The sequence below is a fragment of the Halochromatium glycolicum genome (assembly GCF_016584085.1).
Lineage (GTDB): Bacteria > Pseudomonadota > Gammaproteobacteria > Chromatiales > Chromatiaceae > Lamprobacter > Lamprobacter glycolicus.
Window position 1 is genome coordinate 13247 of record NZ_NRSJ01000026.1, and the last position, 18849, is coordinate 32095.

The window sequence follows — 18849 nt, forward strand, 5'->3', positions numbered from 1 at the left end:
CTCCCCTACAACCATCCGGATCGACGAGATGTTTAGCACCTACCGAGAAATCTTCAAGAAGCGCGCCAACAGTTATCATTCTGCGATGACACGGTTTCCGGATGCTCGTCGGCAGGAGTTCCAGCAGGCCATAAGCTACCTGAACCTCTCGGAAGGCAGTTTACTTTGCGACGTCCCGGCTGGAGGTGGCTATCTTGGCCGTTTTCTTCCAACTGATGCAGGATGCCTGTTCGTTGAAACCAGCGGTTTGTTCGCATCCCACTGCCCCAGGGATGCAAAACATTGGGCATTGCAAGCTAAGCTGGAAATACTCCCACTTGCAGATAACTCTGTCACGCACCTCCTCTGCTTGGCTGCATTACATCACATCATCGAGAAAGTGCGCACACTGTCGGAATTCAGGCGAATTCTCACTAGCGGAGGGATCGCTGTGTTGGCCGACGTAGAAGCAGGAACTGGTACCGCCTCCTTTCTCAACGAATTTGTCCACCGCTTCAACTCCATGGGCCACGAGGGTCTGTTTCTCGATGAAACGTTTCTCGCCAATATTGACTCATGCGGCCTGGAACTAATCCAGGTCCACCGTCCAACGCTCAAGTGGTGTTTTCCCGGTCGCGATGAGATGACGGACTTCTGCAAGCACCTCTTCGGACTCGATCTCGCAGCAAGAGCCGACGTGGAGGCGGGCATTGAGGAATATCTCGGCTATAATGAAGAAGACTCTGGAATTAAAATGAACTGGGAACTCAACTATGTGGTAGTGCAGAAACCCCCTATACAAACCAAAACAGATTAAGTTTATATTTTGAGATGCCAATCGACCACCACGCTAGCCGACTTAAAAAGCTGAGATATATTTGGTTCTTCTCTGGAGTAATTTCCAGGCGTGAAGGCATACCACGTGTTCGCCAGTTCATTGCGATCCTAGAACTCTACCTATATCGTCGTTTCGGACCTCTATTATATTACGAGCAGCAATTGTGGCGAAACGAGTTTTCCAAGAAGGATAGACTACGTTGCCTAACAAGCGAAGAGTATCACGACCGCATCGGGCAGCTCAATCCGCCAAATTACCAGAGCTTGGCCAACCATAAGCTCGTGGAGAAGGCGCTGCTGTCGCTTTTTCGCTTACCAACCGCAGACTATCTTGGATACCTACACCCCACCGAAGGTATTGATTTTCATGGTCGACCGCTGACGTCTTTATCTCAGCTCAACTTGTTCCTGAAGGAGATTTGCCCCGCGAGGCTGTGCATGAAACGGGCTGAAGGAGTAAAGGGTCATGGTTTTATCGCAGCATCCCTGGAACGCGAAGACTCAAAATACGTTACGCGTGATGTTCATAACACTTCCTTTGCGCGCTCTCTTGACGAGTTTCTGCGAGACGACGTCGCACCAGCGATGGACGATGGATTGATTATCGAAAGGTATATCTTGCAGCATCCAGTGCTGGCCGCGATCAACCCAAGCAGCGTAAATACGCTGCGTGTTTGGGTGCTGCAGTGCGGCGAGACCGTGCACGTCCGCGGTGCACTGCTTCGCATGGGGCGGGCGGGGCAGGTAGTAGACAATACTTCCCAAGGCGGCTTGCTTGCACCCATTGACTTGAGCACTGGACGCCTCGGGCGTGTTAAAGCAGGAACCTTATTTCCCGAGCTACTCCGTCATCACCCCGATACGGGTGTAATGGTCGAAGGGGTTACCGTACCTTTTTGGCAGGAGTGTATTTCGCTTGCGAAGGCAACAATCCGAGCGATTCCAAAGCTGCGCTTCTCAGGATTAGATATCGCGATTACTGAGTCTGGGCCGTTAATAGTTGAAACAAACCCACGTCCCCATGGGATCAGTGCGCGGAATTTTAATGCGCCGATGGCAGATCTCTTGGACTGCGAACGGAGGTCGACCTCGGATTAGATAGTCGCGTTCTCGCGCATGGAAAGAAACAAAGAGCATGTTCCAGCTACTTATTGCAGCGGCCGGCTCTTATGCAACCATAAGCGGAACCTTCAATCTTTGTCGCTACGTTCTATCCGTTCTCGGTGCATTTGCAGATTCTCGTTCAATTGGCCCAAGACTTCTGTTGCGACAGCAATAATCGCATTCGGCCCAAAACCAGCCAGCGACAGCTCGCGATAGAACGATTTAGCCACGATCTTCGCGATTCGTGCGGGGTCAGGTGTGATCGGCCCCTCGCTGCCCGATTCACGGGCATCAAGCACCTGAGCCATCTGCAGTAGACGCGATTCAGAGAGCTTCTCGAGCTGGAAAACGTGGATTGATTTGCCGACAAACAACGAGAACAGCTTGAGCAACTCCAGGTCGGCCGTCGAAAAGCGCTCATCCGGCGTCTTCCTGCTGACGTTGATCACCCCGATCACACGTTCTGCCGTGATAATGGGGGCCGACATGAAGGCGACGCCGCCCAGCGAGCTCTGCCGCGCAAGGCTAGCCACTGGCGAAGCTTGCACGTCGTTAACGAGAAGGGCCTCACCCGTGGAGACCACATGGCAGGCGATGCTCGAATCCGGCTTTGCCGGTACCTGGTAGGCTGCGTCGGGGAGATCGCCGAAGTGCGAGCAGACCTTCAGATTCTGCTTGCCGTTGTCTTCGACGCCGGACAACAGCATCACCGAGCAGCGCGCTGCACCTAGCGACCGAGCAGCCAAGGCCGCCAGGTCGCGCAGTCCGTCCTCCAGCGTCGGTTTCTGCTCGATGAGCTTCGTGATACCACTGAGTTCTTCGACGACAATTCGGTCCACGGTCAGCCTCCAAGCAGCAAAGGAACAGCACTAGAGCTAACGGATCGGGTTCTCGGCAGTGCACCCGACGCCAGCGATCAGAGCCAGAACCGGCCTATCTCGTGCTCTTACCACTGCGAAGAGCATGATGAACCGGTCTAAGATAGCCGACACTCTAGGTCCGCTCAGCCCAAAATTCGGTTGCTAGCGCCGACTATAATCTTGACGTCACATCGAGATCGGGGATTAGAAAGTCCAGCTGACATCGTACCATCTCCAAGAGCCAGCCCAGTTAACGCCCAACGATCAATCCATGGCATCAATAGCCACGGCGGTAATCGACACCCCAGAGCGCATCAGACCATCCCGCCAGTCGTCTCTGTCACGCTCGAAGAGGACTGAAACCATGCCTAAGGACCAGTTTCATCAACTCCATATCGATGTCGCTCGCAACGCGACCGACGATTTCAACCCTTTCCATGATCCTCACCGCTGGCAGAACATCCGTGATAATCCTTATGGTGGACCGATCGTTCTCGGGTTCCAGCTCGAAAGCCTCGCCGACTATCGGATCGAGCAGCAGCACGCAAGCGAGTCCGGTCTTGATGTCGTTCCCCTGCCCTTCAGCAACTACGAGTTCCATTTTGCCTCGGCGTTGTCTCCTGAAGAGCCGTTTACCGTTCAGGTGGGCCGCACCCAACGGAAGCGCGACAAGGCAGCAGGCCGGACAAACCGCGTCGTAATGCGTCGAGCCGACGGCAGACCGATCATCCTTGGTAACCGCCGAGATGGGCTCGAGCCCCGCTTTCTTCCAGACTGGAATCCCGTCGACCCCAGCCAGCTCCAAGGCGCTTCGGATCGTTCCTTCCTCAGCGACGGGGGATTATTCCTCAAGCGCAAGTATCTGAATACAAGCAACGGCAAGAATTTTCTGCTCGGCTCGCTTGTCGACCAGTACCACTATTTTGACGAGCTCGACGAGCGGGTGTCGTTTCCTCCGGTGTTCGTTGCATCGCTCATCTCCTGCGCGCTGCTCGAGCGCGGACGGGCCGAAGGCTGCGACTTCGAAGACGACCCTCACGTCTATGCATCTCACCGCATCAGCATCGACCGGCGCTTGCAGGGAGCGCTGCGCAGCAACAATCGCGTCGACGTCGTCGTCGCTGCGCCGACCTCGCGCAGTGGCCAACCGGTGAATACGGCGCACCCTGGCGAGGATGCGGCTCTCCTCTGTCACCGTTGCATCATGTTCACCGCAGGAGGCGAGGCGCTTCTGCGCTGCGAGGTTCAAACAGCGAGATTACGAGACCTGATGCACGACGAGGAAAAGAACGGGGCGAGCACGGAGTAACGCTGCCGAATCCATGTCTCGCCCGAGACCATCGCCGTGCCATGACCAAGCAGCAGAGGCGATGCCCTGATTGGCGCGTTGGCAAATCCGGCTGAATGCCTGTTACCGTGGCTTTCCTGGAATCTGTTGCCTGGGGCGGCAACTTGCGATGAGCGTTAGGCTCGAGTCGGCCTCAGCAGCTTGGCAAGGGGATGATCAAGGCCCGTCCTACAGACCGACAGACCGATAGAGCTCAGCCGAAGGCCCATGCAAATCGATTTCACCAGTCTACTGCAGGAGCAGCTCAGCGCTCCGTTCCGCCTGGCCTTGGAGGTACGCGCGCCTTGGGAGCACGGGGCCGGGATTGCCACTCGACCGCTGCTATCGCTCGCGCCCCGGGGCGATGGGCACCCGGTCCTGGTTCTGCCGCTGCTACTGGGAAGCGATCTGACTATGCAGCCGTTGCGTCAGGTCCTCCGCAAGCAGGGGTATGCTGCGACTGGCTGGGGGTTGGGGGTCAATCTCGGGCCGCGCTCGGGGACCTTCGATGCGTGCCTGCAGCGGCTACGTGACCTGAACCTCGAGCACGGACGCAAGGTCAGTCTCGTCGGATGGAGCCTCGGCGGTCTCTATGCACGTGCCATGGCATTGAAGGCGCCGGAGCTGGTACGGCAGGTGATCAGCCTCGGAACACCGCTGCGCGGTCCGGTCGCGCCGGCAGAGCTATGGCGCATCGTTCAGCGCACGAGCGGACAACCGATGGGTTTGCCGGAGGAGATCGGCCCTCTTGATCAGAGCTTGCCAGTGCCTGCTAGCGCCCTCTTCAGCCGGAGCGATGGGATCGTGCCGTGGCGGCACAGCCTCGAGCCAACAGGCCCACAGGCCGAGAACATCGAGATCATCTCCAGCCATTTCGGCCTTGGCGCACACCCGCTAGCACTCTATGCCATTGCGGACCGACTCGCGCAGCCGGAGGATCGTTGGCGCCCGTTCGATCGCACTGGCTTTTCAGAATGGCTTTACCCCAGGCAAGGCAGGTTCTAGCAGGCTCTAACAGTAGACCTCTGGCTCAACTCCATCCGCAGCTTGAGCCGGCTAGGCGGTCGTTCCGATAAGACATCATTACCGTGAATCACGCGGAACTCATCGTCCGGGGCGGCACCGTGCCATGAACGCTAGGGACACCACTCCACGCGCAGACGACCCTTACCCGCGGCCATCAGCCGGTCTTAGAGGCTCTATCGAAACAGCCGCTTGACTCGCGCAACCTCCTGATCTATCTGGCTATAGGGGGCATTCTGTCAGACTCCTAGCGATCGTCAAGCTCCAAGCGATCAGCGCCCGAAACGCCCGAGCAGATCCGTCGCGCAGTTCATCAGCTTCAGCAGCGGACCGAGACGTCCCTCGAGCTCGACGCTGTCGAGGAAATTCTTCACATAGAGGCCGAGCTCGGTGCTGCCGCCGAGTCGCAGCCGACGATTGAAGAACAGGGTATCAGGGTCCTCACGCCGGGTAGCAAGCAGCAGGAAATCGTAGACCGTCCCATCGATGCTGAGATCACTCGCGGCACCATGGGGTGCAGCCTTGATCTGCGTTCCGGCCAGTGTCAACCGGAACTCGAGCCGCGCATCGTCCACACCGATTCGCATCACATGGCCGTCGAGGAAGTCGAGCTCCCCCTCACGCAGCTCCGGCGCAAAGACCCGATTCAGGATCTGGATCAAGGCCGCAGTGCGCACACCACTCGGCACCAAGCCCACGGGTAGGGTCAGGACCTTCGGAATCGTTGGCGACTGGGCGAGGTGATCGCGGTGCGTGCTCATCGGCTCAGCCTCCGATGGACACCGCAGCCCAGGAGCGGAACAGACAGGACACTCACAATCACGCCACCTGCCTCAACGGTGCTGCAGACAGCGATGCGATCTCCTCGCGGTAGTCGCTGCGCAACCGGCTCCATTCCATTACAAACCAAGGGGTCACGCGATGCGGCTCCTCGGCGACCATGCGGTCCGTTTCGGTGCAGGGAATCCAACGCCAATCCGCGATCTCGCTTGGATTGACGTTGATCGTGACCGGCGTCTGCACCTTACCGACATAGACCGAGCACAGTTCATGCTCGGCGCCCAGAGCGCCGAAGTCCGCCTGATACTGGAACTTATAGAGGTAGCGAAGCTCGGCGTCGATCGCCAGCTCTTCACGCAACCTCCGATGGGTGGCCTGTTCGAGGTCCTCGCCGCGGCGCGGATGGCTGCAGCAGCTATTGGACCAAAACAGCGGCCACAATGGCTTGTCCCCGCTGCGCTGCTGCAGCAGCACCTTGTCGTCATCGGAGAACAGGAAGATCGAGAATGCGCGATGCAGAAGCCCTTCTCCGAGGTGCGCGTTGACCTTGGTCTCATGCCCGATGACGCGATCGTCGCTATCGACCAGGATCAACGGCTCGTCATCGAACGAAACGGTTTCGTGCTTCATCTGCAATCGCTCTCTAAGACGCTCGTACCGGCGGTTGGGCCAACCTGAACGGTCGGCGGTTCCCGCATTCTGGCACCGGGCACAACCTTCTTAGAGCATGCTGGCACAACGTCCGAGCAGTGACAAGCCAGGTTGACGGGCATGGCGTCAGGTATTATTGACGCCGCGCAGCCCCTAAGGCTAATCGGCAGGGAACAGATCAGAGCCTGCTGCCAAGCCCTTGGGCGGCGGAAATGCGGCCGCTGCGCTGTCGGGCAGCTCACCGCGCCCGGCCTGATAGAGAGCGCCGGATTCGAGCATCAACAGCGCCATCACCGTCAGCACCAGCGGCACGACCCCGATCCTGGCCCAGATCGCGGTGCCCATATCCTGTGACGCCATCTTTTCGCGTTCCATCTCCTGCAGCGCGGGCGGCAGCGCGGCGATACGTTGCTCGAGCGCTTGGTGGTCGGCGCCACCGAAGAAGCCGATACTGACGACCGCTGCGCTCAGGACATAGCTGAGCAACAGGATGCGATAGCGACCCGCCGCTAGCCGCCAGTGCGCGGCGATGAACCAAGCTGCCGCGCCGCGCATGCTCGCTGCCCGCACCCAAGTGAAGGTGACGACCGCGATCGAGAGCAATAGCGGCACCGCGACCGCGACCCATCGATATCTGGCCATGGCCGAGTCCGGCTCCGCCATCGACCCGGCCAGCAGCGCGACCCCAGCCAGCAGATTGAACAGAAGCAGATTGACCATCGCCAGTTCATGCGGAGACTTGGCGCGGCGACGTTCCTGTTCGGAAACGGCGTAGAACATAGAAGCACCCTTGGAAGCCCTAACAGAACGGCCAATACGGCGAGTTACCCTGAAACAACGGCTTCGAGCGTCTTATCCTCCAGAGTGGCGCACCGTCATGATCGTCGGATCGGAGGCATGCACGAGTCAAGCGGCTGTCTTGATAAGGTTTCCCAATCAAACGTATGCCCGACAATAGCGCAGGCCGAGGTATCGGATTCGGCTCGCCGAACCGGGTCTGAGCGAGGATCAGGTCAGGATATAGCCATTGCGCCTGATCACCGGACAGAACGCGCAGGAACGGTCAGTGCCGATGGCGCTCACCCTGTCCGAACGTCAGGGCAGAGGGCTATATACTTCTCGCCGATATCATACAGAGACCCAGTGAGGCGTGAGGACCCGATGGCAGAAGGTATCCTGATCGGTCGAGGCACGGGCAAGGCAGTCGAGCTCCTGCCGCGGATGGCGAACCGACACGGGCTCGTCGCCGGTGCGACCGGAACTGGCAAGACCGTGACACTGCAACGGCTGGCCGAGCAGTTCAGCCGGCGCGGCGTTCCAGTGTTCCTCGCCGACGTCAAGGGCGATCTCGCCGGCATCAGCCAGGCGGGCGGCAACAACGCCAAGGTCGCCGAGCGCGTCGCCGAGCTGCAGCTCGATGAGGCGGCTTTCGCCTACCAGGCCTGCCCGGTCACGCTCTGGGACCTCTACGGCGAGCAGGGACATCCGGTCCGCACCACGATCAGCGAGATGGGGCCGCTCCTGCTCGCACGGCTGCTGAACCTGAACGATGTCCAAGAAGGCGTGCTCAACATCTGCTTTCGGGTCGCCGACGACAACGGCCTCTTGTTGCTGGACCTGAAGGACCTACGGGCGATGCTGAACCACGTCGCCGAGAATGCCCGCGCGCTGCGCACGACCTTCGGCAACGTCTCGGCCGCCTCGGTCGGCGCCATCCAACGGCGCCTGCTCAAGCTCGAGGATCAAGGCGGCGACCGGCTGTTCGGCGAGCCCGCGCTCGATCTCGCCGACCTGCTCCAGACCGATCTCTACGGGCACGGGCTAATCAACGTGCTGGCGGCCGACAAGCTGATCCGCAACCGCACCCTCTATGCGACCTTCCTGCTCTGGCTGCTCTCGGAGCTGTTCGAGCAGCTCCCCGAGGTCGGCGACCCGGAGAAGCCGAGGCTGGTGTTCTTCTTCGACGAGGCGCATCTGCTCTTCGACGACGCGCCGAAGGTGCTCGTCGACAAGGTCGAGCAGGTGGTCCGGCTGATCCGCTCCAAGGGCGTCGGCGTCTACTTCGTCACCCAAAGCCCGATGGATGTCCCGGACGACGTGCTCGGGCAGCTCGGCAACCGGGTCCAGCACGCGCTTCGCGCCTATACGCCGAAGGATCAGAAGGCCGTCCGTGCCGCAGCACAGACCTTTCGCACCAACCCAAGTCTCGATACCGAGGCCGCCATCACGGCGCTCGGGGTCGGCGAGGCCCTCGCCTCGACGCTCGACGAGGACGGCATCCCGGGCATCGTCGAGCAGATCAAGGTCGCGCCGCCCGGGAGCCGGCTCGGCCCCATCAGCGCCGATCAGCGCCGCGCCCTGATTGAAGGCTCGCCGGTCGCAGGCGTCTACGAGCGTAGCCTGGATCGCGAATCCGCCTATGAGACCCTCCAGCGCATGGCCGAGCAGGCGACCCAAGCGGCCGAAGCGACGCCGGTGACCCCGGCCCAACAGCGCGACCGGACCGCGAGCCGGAGCCGTCGCCAAACCCCGGTCGAGGCCTTCGCCACCAGCGCGATCCGCTCGCTCGGGACCCAGATCGGGCGCCAGATCGTGCGCGGTGTCCTCGGCTCATTGTTCGGAGGCGGTCGACGCCGCTAAGAAGCTCGAACAGAATGCACCTGTCACTCTTGAAATCAGGGGCTTATCCGGCAGACTCGGCGATTCTTGCCAACCCTCAACGCTGTCCTGATCATCATTGCCAAGAAACAGCGGCACCGAACCGGGGACGTCACTCCGTCCATACCGAAGCTCAAGATGATTACCGATGCCTCGTTCTAACCCCTCGCCCCAACCCGCCAGTCGCCCGCTGCGGCGTGAGATTGGACTGCTCAGCCTGACCTTTATCGGTGTCAGCGGCGTACTCGGCTCGGGATGGCTGTTCGCACCGCTTCTTGCGAGCCAGCTCGCCGGCCCAGCCGCACTATTGGGATGGCTACTTGGCGGATTAGCGATCGGGCTGCTCGCGATGACCTTTGCCGAGATCGCCGCGATGCTCCCGGTTGCCGGTGGTATCGCCCGACTGCCGCAGTTCAGCCACGGCAACGTGGTCAGCATGGCAATGGGTTGGAGCGCCTGGATCGGCTACAACACCACTGCCCCGATCGAGGTCGAGGCAATGTTGCGGTACCTGGCACCGCACCTGCCCTGGCTCTACCAGAGCTCGACGCCGGGAAATTTGACAGCACTCGGGATGCTCACCGCCAGCCTCATGCTGCTGCTGTTCACCGTGCTCAATATCTTCGGTGTGCGGGTCTTCGCCCGACTGAACGCATCGATCACCTGGTTGAAACTGCTGGTGCCGATCCTCGTTGCCGCCGTGCTGATGCTTGAGCATTTCGACGGCGCCAACCTGCAAGCGGGCGGGGGTTTCTTCACGATGGGCACCGAGGGCATTCTCGCATCGATCGCGAGCGGCGGCATCATCTTCGCCTATCTCGGCTTCCGCCATACCATCGATCTAGCCGGTGAGGCAAAGAACCCGCAGTTCACGGTGCCAGCCGCAATCCTGCTGACGATCCTGATCTGCTTCGTGATCTATGCGTCCATTCAACTCGCCTTTCTCGGCGCGCTGACCGAGGCCGAGCTCGCGGACGGCTGGAAACAGCTCCACTTCAGCGGCGACTTCGGGCCGCTCAGCGGCTTGGCAGCGGCTGCCGGTATCCTGTGGCTGGTGAGTCTGCTCAACCTTGGCGCCGTGATCGCTCCCTTCGGCGGCGCCCTGGTCGCGGTCGGCTCGATGGGGCGTCTGGCGCTGGCATTGGCGCAGAACGGGTTCTTTCCGCGCGCGCTCGAGCGGCTCAACCGCTTTGGCGTCCCCGCATCGGCAATGCTGCTGAACTTCGTCGTCGCCTCGCTGATCTTTGTCCTGCTGCCGTTCAGCGAGATCCTCAGCCTCAATAGCGCAGCCATCATCCTGTCGTTCGCAGTCGGCCCGATCGCTCTGATCGCGCTGCGTCGGCTGGACCCCGCGCGTCAACGCGGCTTCAGGCTACCAGCGGCAGGCATCCTCGCGCCCCTCGCCTTTATTGTCTCGACCCTCATCATCTACTGGAGCGGCTGGGACACCTATTGGCGCCTTGCGCTCTGCCTCGCGATCGGACTGCTGCTATTGATCATCAAGGTCAAGAAAACGCGCAGCGAGCAGCTTGACCTGGCCGAGGCCGCCTGGCTCATTCCCTTCCTGGGTGGGCTTGGAATCATCTCTTATCTCGGTGACTTCGGGCAGGGCCTGCGGCTGCTCCCGTTCGGCTGGGACATCCTGCTGATCTCGCTCTTCGGCCTGGCTGTCTTCTGGTATGCGGTACGCTGCCGTCTCAGCGCGGAGAAGTATGCTCGATATCTCCGTAAGGAACAGCATTGAGCCATCGCCAGAGACCGCTGCGACCTGAACCGCAACCCGCGTTGCCGGCCAGCTGCGCGGCCCAGTAGCGTGTATACCCTGTCGAGGCCCCTGTCGCTGATGCCGGCGGCCGATGGCTATCAGCTCGTGGGCTGGCTCTTTCTGCGCGGACTCGCGCTGATCTATCTGGCTGCATTCGCGTCGCTGGCACTGCAGATCACCGCATTGGCGGGCGAGCAAGGGATCTATCCGATCGCCGAGCAGCTTGCCGTTGCCAGCGAGCGCTATGGCAACGCCTGGCTTTGGCACTATCCCTCGCTGTTCTGGATCGCCGCCGGCGACACGGCCCTGCTCGCGGTCGCCTGGGGCGGCTGCGCGCTGGCGCTGCTACTGCTGATCGGCGTGCGCGAGCGGCTGATGCTGGTCCTGCTCTACCTGGGATACCTCAGTCTGTACCACGCCGGTCAGGCCTTCACCAGCTTCCAGTGGGACTACCTGCTATTGGAGACCGGCTTCCTCGCGATCTTCCTACCCGGCGGCTCGCGCCTGGTCATCTGGCTGCTGCGCTGGGTCCTGTTCAAGCTCCGGTTCCTGTCCGGCCTGGCCAAGGTGCTGAGCGGCGACCCGCGGTGGCGGGACCTCACCGCGGTGGAGCACTACTTCGAGACGCAGCCGCTTCCGCACATCGGAGCCTGGCTGGCGCATCAGCTGCCGGACTGGCTGCTGCGCATCGGCACCGCTGGGACCCTGTTCGTCGAGCTCATCGTGCCCTTCTTCCTGTTCCTGCCCCGCCGCTGGCGGTTCATCGCCGCCTGGCTCACGATCGGCTGGCAGCTCCTGATCATCGCCACCAGCAACCACAACTGGCTCAATCTGCTAACGATCCTGCTGTGCCTGCTGCTCTTCGACGACCGCGCGGTCCAGCGCTTGATGCCAACGCGGCTAATCCCGCGTCTGCGCGCGGCATCGTCGCTGCGCGCCTCGGCCAGCACGCCTGTTGCCGTTGCGACACTGATCGTCGCGCTGGTCACCGTGCCGGCCGGTCTGGTCTCCGCAGCGGAGATGATCAGCGGCCGTCCGATCCCGATGCTCCGCCATTGGAACGACAAGCTCGAGTCGTTCCGGGTCGCGAACCGCTACCATGTGTTCCCAACCATGGACAGCGAGCGGATCGCGATTCAGATCGAGGTCTGGCGTGAGGGAAGCGACTGGGTGCCGCTGGACTTTCGCTACGCTCCGGATCGGCCCGACCAGGCGCCCGCATTCATCGTTCCCCATCAACCGAGGTTCGACTGGCTGCTCTGGTTCGTTCCACGCGGGCCAGTATTCCTGGATTGGTTCGAGCGGTTCCTGAATCGACTGCTCACCGGATCGCCGTCGGTGACCGCATTGTTGGAGCACCCGCCGTTCAACGATGGACCACCGCAGCGGGCGCGGGTGCGCGTTTGGCGCTACCGCTTCACGACCGGCGAGGAACGGTCCGAAAGCAGCGCGTGGCGGAGGCGGCAAGCGCTCGGGCCGTTCTACCCGTTTTACCGCTCATGAACCAGCCGCAGCCCGACTCACCCTAGCGCCAAACCTGACGCCAACCCTCGCCAAAACCGGCGCTCTGCCCCATATCATTCAGTAGGATGCCAATGCAGAGACTTCCAACCAAAGACGACGGTCCTTCCCGCCTGGGCAAGGCGATGCTGTTCGCGGCCTGGATCGTCGGGGTCGTGCTGCTCGCGACCCTGTTCCAGAATTACCTCTCCCACAAGCGCAACCCGAACCAGGACCTTGCGCTCCAGGCCGGCCCGGGCGGCGCGCCGCAGGTCGTGTTGCAACAGAACCGCTCCGGCCACTATGTCGCGACCGGGTCCATCAACGGTGAGGAGGTGGTCTTCATGCTGGACACCGGCGCGACGACGGTGTCATTGCCACTCGAGCTCGCGCGTCAGCTCGGATTGCGGCTGCAACCGGGCGGCATGAGCAAGACCGCAAATGGGCTGGTGCGGACCTGGACCACCCGGCTCGACCGCGTCAGCCTGGGCGGGTTGTCCGCCCGCAACCTGCGCGCCACGGTACTGCCGAACTTCCCCGGCGATCAGGTGTTGCTCGGGATGGATTTTCTTAGACGCTTCGAGCTCATCCAGCGCGGCGGCGAGCTGACGATCCGCTTGCCTCGCTGATTCGCGAGCGCGTTGCCGCTCCAGGAGACCAATGCCTAAGATCCACGCGCCGTTACACCGCGTCCAGTTTGGGATGTGCAATTTTGACCGCGCCTGCTGCGGAAAAATGACGTTTCTGTCTCTGGACGCGGTTTAGGACCCGTTTGGACGCACGCATCCGATCGGCCACAACAACCAGACGGAGGACCTAAGGCGATTTCTGTCAAAGCTCATACCGCCTTGCTGGTCTTTTCGCTCGCCTTCTTCGTCGCGCCGCCGGTCACATAGCCCGGCTATGCTCCCGGCGACGCTCCTCGAAGGCAAACGACAATCCTGCGCAATTCGGTACGAGCTTTTCCGGCAATCGCCTAAGCTCTCTAGTGCATCGCGTCAAAAATGCCGAGACCCTTTTCCTGCGATCTGGCTCTCAGCACTGTAGGAGCCCGCTTGCGGGCGACCAGGCCGCGCTCACGGCGGCGACAATCGCCCGCAAGCGGGCTCCTACCCCACGACCCTTGGCGGCAGCGACCATCGGTCTCGGGATTTCCGCTGTCTTGCACGATTAGGGGGCACGAACGGCTGTCGTTTCCGCGACGAGTGAGCGGCAGCTTGAACGCCGTTGACGGCCACAGCCAGACGCCTATCTGTATGGTGGAGGTACCCGATGAAACAGATCGTCGTCGTCGGCCTCGATGATGGGCATCTCGAGCAGCTACAAGCCCTTCCGGAGGCGCACGAGTCTCGATTCCTGCCACTATTGAGCCGAGACGAGGCCAAACAACCGACGGAAGAACCGGTCGCATGGCTGTTGGACGAAGGGGTACGATGGCTCAAAGAGCAGCAAGACGAGATCGACGCGGTCATCGGCTACTGGGACTTCCCGGTGAGCACCATCCTGCCGATCCTGCGCCGCACCATCGACCTACCCGGCCCCTCGCTCGAGGCCGTCCTCGGCTGTGAGCACAAGTATTGGAGTCGGCGTCTTCAGGCAGAGGTAGCGCCCGAGCATGTCCCGCCGTTCTGTGAGGTCGATCCGTTCGCGGATGATCCGCTGGCGCAGGTCAGGATCGAGTACCCGTTCTGGCTCAAGCCGGTCAAGGCAGTGCTCTCGAACCTGGGCTTCCGCATCGAGAACGCGGTCGATTTCGACGAGGCCCTGACCCTCATCCGCGCGAACATTCGCCGCTGGGGCGCCCCCTTCAACCTGATCCTGGAGCAAGCCGACCTGCCCGAAGGGATCGCGGCCGTCGATGGCTATCGCTGCATCGCCGAGGGCATGATCGCGGCCGAATACCAGGTCACCCAGGAGGGCTGGGCCTTCGATGGCGAGGTGCAGGTGTACGGGACCATCGATTCGCGACGCATCGGACCGACCGGCTCGTCGTTCGAACGGTACCAATATCCATCACAGCTTCCGGAAAGCGTCCTGGCCCGGATGACGGCAATCAGTAGCCGGGTCATCCGCCACATCGGTTACGACAACGGACCGTTCAACATCGAATACTTCTGGCATCCGGAGCGCGACCAGATCTGGCTGCTCGAGATCAATCCGCGCATCTCCAAGTCCCATGCGCCTCTGTTCCAGCTGGTCGATGGTTGCTACCACCACCAGGTAATGATCGACCTCGGGCTCGGGCGCCGGCCAGGCTTCACCACCGGGGAGGGGAGCTGTCAGATCGCAGCGAAGTTCATGGTGCGCCGATTCACCGACGAGATCGTCAGCCGGGTACCGAGTGCAGACGAGATCGCCGAGCTCGAAGCCGCGATCCCCCACGTCCGGATCGAGATCATGGTCGAGGCGGGAAAGCGGTTGTCGGAGCTGCGCGACCAGGACAGCTACAGCTACGAGGTCGCCGTGATCTTCGTCGGCGGCGACGACGAAGCCGAGCTCAAGGCGAAGTTCGACGACTGCGTCCGACGGCTTCCGCTCGAGTTTGAGCCTGTCCCGGATTAGCCTGCGCCGGATCAGTCGTCCAAGGGGGCCGCCAATGCCGATCGTCACACCGGCGCCGCATAATCGGTCTCGACATCGAACTCGATATCGAACTGCAGCGCGTCCAGTACCTGATCATACTTGTCGAGCAGCTCGGCGCGGTCGCGCCCGCCGATGTAGCTGTTGGCCAGCTCGAAGCTGTAGCTGTCCTGATTGGCGAGCTGGAGCAGATCATCGCCCTTGTTGACCATCACCTGGATGCGGGTGTCGCCCTGGCGCCGGCTGACGCGATCCAGCACCTCAGGCTTGGGCACGAAGGTGACGCGACCAGGCTCGAAGGCGCGGGTGAAGAAGTGCGCCGCGACGTTCCACTTGCCCTGGCGGCCGAGCGGGGCGGGCTTACGCCCGAGCGCGAGGTCCACGACCACCGACAGGTGCGAGACGCCATGGACCTTGAAGAAGAGGTCGGCATGGCTCTGCGAGGCGCGCGGGTTGACCTCGAGCAGCCAGACCTTGTCGTTGGTCTGGTCGTAGAAGAACTCGACATTGAACGGCCCGTGCGCGAAGCCGAATTGCTGGATCACCAGCCGGGTGACGTCCATCATCCGGTGCTGGATCTCGAGCGGCAGGATCGACGGATACTCGTAGCGCGCGAACGATGACGAGGTCGCCTCGCGCACGCTGTCGACCACGCCGTAGACCACGACCTTGCCGTCGTAGGCATAACCCTCGAGCGTGCATTGCGCCCCGCCGATCGACGACTCGGCGATGAAGCTCTCGGGCATCTCGGTCAGCTCGGGCGGCATCTCGTAGGCGCGCATCACCGCGCGAAACGGCTCGGTGATCGCCCCGCCCCGCTCGCGGCAGACCGCCATGATGTCGGCGAACTGACGCGGGCCGTTGATCGCGTAGGCGAGATAGGAGCGGAACGACTTCACCGGCTTGATCCAGAACGGCGGCAGCATCCCGATCTTGGTGTAGGCCTCGTCGTCATGCGGATCAAAGGCGGCGAACGGCGGGATCTGCTCGGCCACGACCTTCTGCTGCTCCAAGCGCGACCAGTACTTGTGCTCACACTTGAAGATCGGCTCGAGCCCCGGTCCGGGCAGCGCGAAGCGCTCGGCGAGCGCCGCAGCGATGATGGTGCCGGGGAAGTCGAAGAAGCTCGCCACACCGGCCGGCCCACCCGGCGCATCGGCCATGCGCGAGGCCGCGAGCTCGATCAATTCGGTCAAGTCCACATCCGGGTCATCGCGCATCTCGGCCAGCGTCAGGGCCGGACGAAAGTCGAACTCGGCGGCTTGCGGCAAGGTCGCGAGCGTCTGCTGATTGAATTCGTCGAGGCCGACGAAGAAGACTTGGCGTTTTTGGGTCATTGGGACCTCCTCATGGATTGGGAGCGCAGCGCCGGCGCCATCAAACGAGATTCCGCGGCACCTTTTCGTCCCAGCTCGCCGAAAAGATACGCGCCTCGCCCTCATAGGCGTCGAGCGTCGCGCGGATCACGAACTCGGTCTCGGTGGAGCTGAGCACCGTGCGGGTCTCGGTGCTGACCGACCAATCCGCGCGGTGGAATCGGCGGATCTGCTCGACGAAGCCGCGCAGCGTGGCATAGTCGTTATTGGCGTAGGAATAGGTCTCCCGCACGTCGCGCGTGATCTCGAGCTGGGTCTCGTCGAGCCGGTAGCGGGCGTCGTTGTTGACGACATTCAGCTCGACCCGGTTCGAGCCCAGATCCAGATTGACGTTCCAGCGCCGATCGGCCGGGGCGAGCAGGGTCATCGGCAACGAGCCGGCCATGCGCGGCGGCCCGAACGGCCGCAGTGCATCATCCTCTTCGCGCGGCGGTCGCACCGGCAGGATCACCCGCGAGTGCTCAGGATAGATCGTCAGCCGCGCCGGGCGCGGTGATGGCCAGGCTAGGGGCCAATAGGAGGACGAGACCGCGATCCGGATCGAATGCCCCTCCGGAAAGCGCTGGGCGATGTTGTTGAGCGTGACCTTGACCCGCTGACGTTCCCCCGGTTGCAGCGGCCGCGGGAATTCATGGCTCTCGGCATGGGTCAGATTGAGGATACCGAAGCTCACGCGCGACGAGCGCCCGTCCGGCGCGACATCGCAGAGCCGCACCGCGACCATCGCGACCGGCTGGTCGGCTGCGATGTCGAGCTCGACGACCGGCGCCCCCATGATCTCCATCGCATCCTTGAGCGGCCAGCTGTCGAACAGCAACGCGCCGCCATCCTCTTGGCGCTGATCCCAGGGCAGATCGGTCTCTTCGGCGTAAGAGCACCATTTGCCGGCGAACAGGCCGACCGACAGCGGCGATTGGATGGTCAGGGGCTCGGCATCCCGCGCGCGCGGGATCAGTCCGGGATTCAGCAGCGCGCCAGCGCCAAAGCGCCAGGGCTGCTCATCGATATGCGGCGATGGCCATTCGGCTTCAGCCACCCAATGCCCAGGGCTCGAGATCGTCAGCGGCGATGAGGGGTCCATCATCCAAGCACGCAGCCGCGGCTCAGACTCGATCCCGTTCTCGACGCCCTTGAGCCATCGGTCCCACCAGGCGAGGCATTCGCCGAGGAAATCGATCGCCGGACCAGGTCCGCCGGTATGTGGATACTTGTGCCCCCAAGGTCCAACGATGGCGCGGCGCGGCACATCGAGGTATTGCATCAGCCGGAACACCGGGTTGGTGTAGCCGTCGCGCCAGCCCGACGCGGCCATCACCGGCACCTGAATCGCGGCGTAATGCTCGTTCACCGAGCCGGACTTCCAATAGGCATCGCGATGCTGATGCTTAAGCCAGGTCTCGAGCCACAGCCCCGAGCCTTCTAGCCGTTCGCGCCACATCCGCCGCCAGTCGTCGCCGACATGCGCTGGATCGGGCGGACAACTGTTGAAGGCGAACATGTTGCCGGCCCAGGAGAGGTTATCGGTGAGCAGGCAGCCGCCCATGTAGTGCACGTCATCGGCGTAACGGTCATCCGATGAGCAGACCGTGACCACGGCGCCGACCTGCGGAGGGCGCAAGGCTGCGAGCTGAAGGCCATTGAAGCCGCCCCAGGACAGCCCGAACAGCCCGACCTTGCCGTCCGACCAGGGCTGCTCGCTGATCCAGGCCAGGATGTCCAGGCCATCCTGCATCTCGAGCGGCAGATACTCGTCGGTGAGCACACCTTCGCTGTCGCCCGAGCCGCGCATATCGACCCGCAGCCCGGCATAGCCGTGGGCGGCGAAGAAGGCGTGGATCTGGTGATCCCGGTTGGCCTTGTTGTCGTTGCGGCGGTAGGGTATGTATTCGAGGATCGTCGGGACCGGCTCGGTCTCGGCCCCCTGCGGCAGCCAGAGCTTCGCCGCCAGCCGCGTGCCGTCTCGCATCGGAAGGAACAGCAGCGGCCTGACTTGGACGGGCAGGCCCTGCTGGGCGGCATGAGTGGTATCCGTCTTCAAGCTCGTTCCCCTCGCTTCGGAAAAACATCCATTATCACTAGAAGCGGCAGCCGAACGAACCCAGAACGAACCCCAGAATCAACCCGGGAGCGTTCCGGGCGCGCTGTCCAGCAAGGCAGAACGGAGCGGAAGCGCTCGCCGTTGTCTGATCTGCGAAGCGGTCAAACACCCTTTCTATCGTCACTCGCCCTGGTTTCCGGACAGGCTGAGCCCATCGGTGCTGACTGTTCCGGCGCTTTCTATCCGGCGATCAGGCGGAATGGCTGTAAGGGGCCAGATCAAAACGGCCGCTTCGCTCGTGCAGGCATCAATCTAGCCTGCCAAAGGACGCATTCCCTCAGGGGGCATCTAAGGACCGGGCGAGCGAGCCC

General features: G+C 62.1%; 15 protein-coding genes. 9 read left to right on the forward strand and 6 right to left on the reverse strand.

Translation table 11 applies throughout. From position 1 onward, the window contains the following. Positions 1 to 28: 28 nt before the first annotated feature. Together CKO40_RS14165 and CKO40_RS14170 are read left to right on the forward strand one after the other, a co-directional pair. Entirely contained in the window at positions 29 to 796 is a 768-nt protein-coding gene (locus CKO40_RS14165) for a class I SAM-dependent methyltransferase (RefSeq protein ID WP_200346883.1), read from the forward strand. Positions 797 to 810: 14 nt separating this feature from the next. Beyond that, positions 811 to 1914 (forward strand): sugar-transfer associated ATP-grasp domain-containing protein, encoded by a 1104-nt coding sequence (locus CKO40_RS14170; protein WP_200346884.1) that lies wholly within the window; start codon positions 811 to 813, stop codon positions 1912 to 1914. Between the two features lie 92 nt (positions 1915 to 2006). Here the strand turns inward: CKO40_RS14170 and CKO40_RS14175 are convergent, their stop codons facing one another. Continuing rightward, the gene (locus CKO40_RS14175) at positions 2007 to 2759 is read right to left on the reverse strand and encodes a GAF domain-containing protein (RefSeq protein WP_200346885.1); all 753 of its coding nucleotides are present in this window, start codon (positions 2757 to 2759) and stop codon (positions 2007 to 2009) included. A 385-nt stretch (positions 2760 to 3144) separates the two neighbouring features. Here CKO40_RS14175 and CKO40_RS14180 point away from each other — a divergent pair, with 385 nt between their 5' ends. Then, complete coding sequence (locus tag CKO40_RS14180) at positions 3145 to 4089, forward strand: hypothetical protein (protein ID WP_200346886.1); 945 nt, start codon at positions 3145 to 3147, stop codon at positions 4087 to 4089. Between the two features lie 246 nt (positions 4090 to 4335). Further along, positions 4336 to 5112 carry an alpha/beta fold hydrolase gene (locus CKO40_RS14185; RefSeq protein WP_200346887.1) on the forward strand — a complete coding sequence of 259 codons (777 nt, stop codon included), beginning with the start codon at positions 4336 to 4338 and terminating at the stop codon, positions 5110 to 5112. 290 nt (positions 5113 to 5402) lie between these two features. Here CKO40_RS14185 and ubiT read toward each other — a convergent pair whose 3' ends face one another. The 3 genes from ubiT to CKO40_RS14200 all read right to left on the reverse strand — a co-directional run bounded on the left by ubiT (position 5403) and on the right by CKO40_RS14200 (position 7341). Then, positions 5403 to 5891 (reverse strand): ubiquinone anaerobic biosynthesis accessory factor UbiT, encoded by a 489-nt coding sequence (ubiT, locus tag CKO40_RS14190; protein ID WP_200346888.1) that lies wholly within the window; start codon positions 5889 to 5891, stop codon positions 5403 to 5405. 58 nt (positions 5892 to 5949) lie between these two features. After that, positions 5950 to 6540, reverse strand: coding sequence for an isopentenyl-diphosphate Delta-isomerase (gene idi / locus CKO40_RS14195; protein ID WP_200346889.1), 591 nt, complete (start codon positions 6538 to 6540; stop codon positions 5950 to 5952). 180 nt (positions 6541 to 6720) lie between these two features. After that, entirely contained in the window at positions 6721 to 7341 is a 621-nt protein-coding gene (locus tag CKO40_RS14200) for a hypothetical protein (protein WP_200346890.1), read from the reverse strand. A 381-nt stretch (positions 7342 to 7722) separates the two neighbouring features. Here CKO40_RS14200 and CKO40_RS14205 point away from each other — a divergent pair, with 381 nt between their 5' ends. The 5 genes from CKO40_RS14205 to CKO40_RS14225 all read left to right on the forward strand — a co-directional run bounded on the left by CKO40_RS14205 (position 7723) and on the right by CKO40_RS14225 (position 15046). Further along, entirely contained in the window at positions 7723 to 9201 is a 1479-nt protein-coding gene (locus tag CKO40_RS14205) for a helicase HerA-like domain-containing protein (RefSeq protein WP_200346891.1), read from the forward strand. A 166-nt stretch (positions 9202 to 9367) separates the two neighbouring features. Then, entirely contained in the window at positions 9368 to 10963 is a 1596-nt protein-coding gene (locus CKO40_RS14210; protein ID WP_200346892.1) for an APC family permease, read from the forward strand. 99 nt (positions 10964 to 11062) lie between these two features. Further along, on the forward strand, positions 11063 to 12487 hold the full coding sequence (locus CKO40_RS14215; RefSeq protein ID WP_200346893.1) for a lipase maturation factor family protein: 1425 nt from the start codon (positions 11063 to 11065) through the stop codon (positions 12485 to 12487). A gap of 92 nt (positions 12488 to 12579) precedes the next feature. Further along, positions 12580 to 13113, forward strand: a complete 534-nt coding sequence (locus tag CKO40_RS14220) for a retropepsin-like aspartic protease family protein (protein WP_200346894.1) — start codon at positions 12580 to 12582, stop codon at positions 13111 to 13113. 643 nt (positions 13114 to 13756) lie between these two features. Then, complete coding sequence (locus CKO40_RS14225; protein ID WP_200346895.1) at positions 13757 to 15046, forward strand: ATP-grasp domain-containing protein; 1290 nt, start codon at positions 13757 to 13759, stop codon at positions 15044 to 15046. A 44-nt stretch (positions 15047 to 15090) separates the two neighbouring features. On the opposite strand, the gene CKO40_RS14230 is transcribed toward CKO40_RS14225, so the two are convergent. After that, positions 15091 to 16401 carry an ATP-grasp domain-containing protein gene (locus CKO40_RS14230; RefSeq protein ID WP_200346896.1) on the reverse strand — a complete coding sequence of 437 codons (1311 nt, stop codon included), beginning with the start codon at positions 16399 to 16401 and terminating at the stop codon, positions 15091 to 15093. Between the two features lie 40 nt (positions 16402 to 16441). Then, positions 16442 to 18478, reverse strand: a complete 2037-nt coding sequence (locus CKO40_RS14235; protein WP_476702803.1) for a CocE/NonD family hydrolase — start codon at positions 18476 to 18478, stop codon at positions 16442 to 16444. Positions 18479 to 18849: the final 371 nt, after the last annotated feature.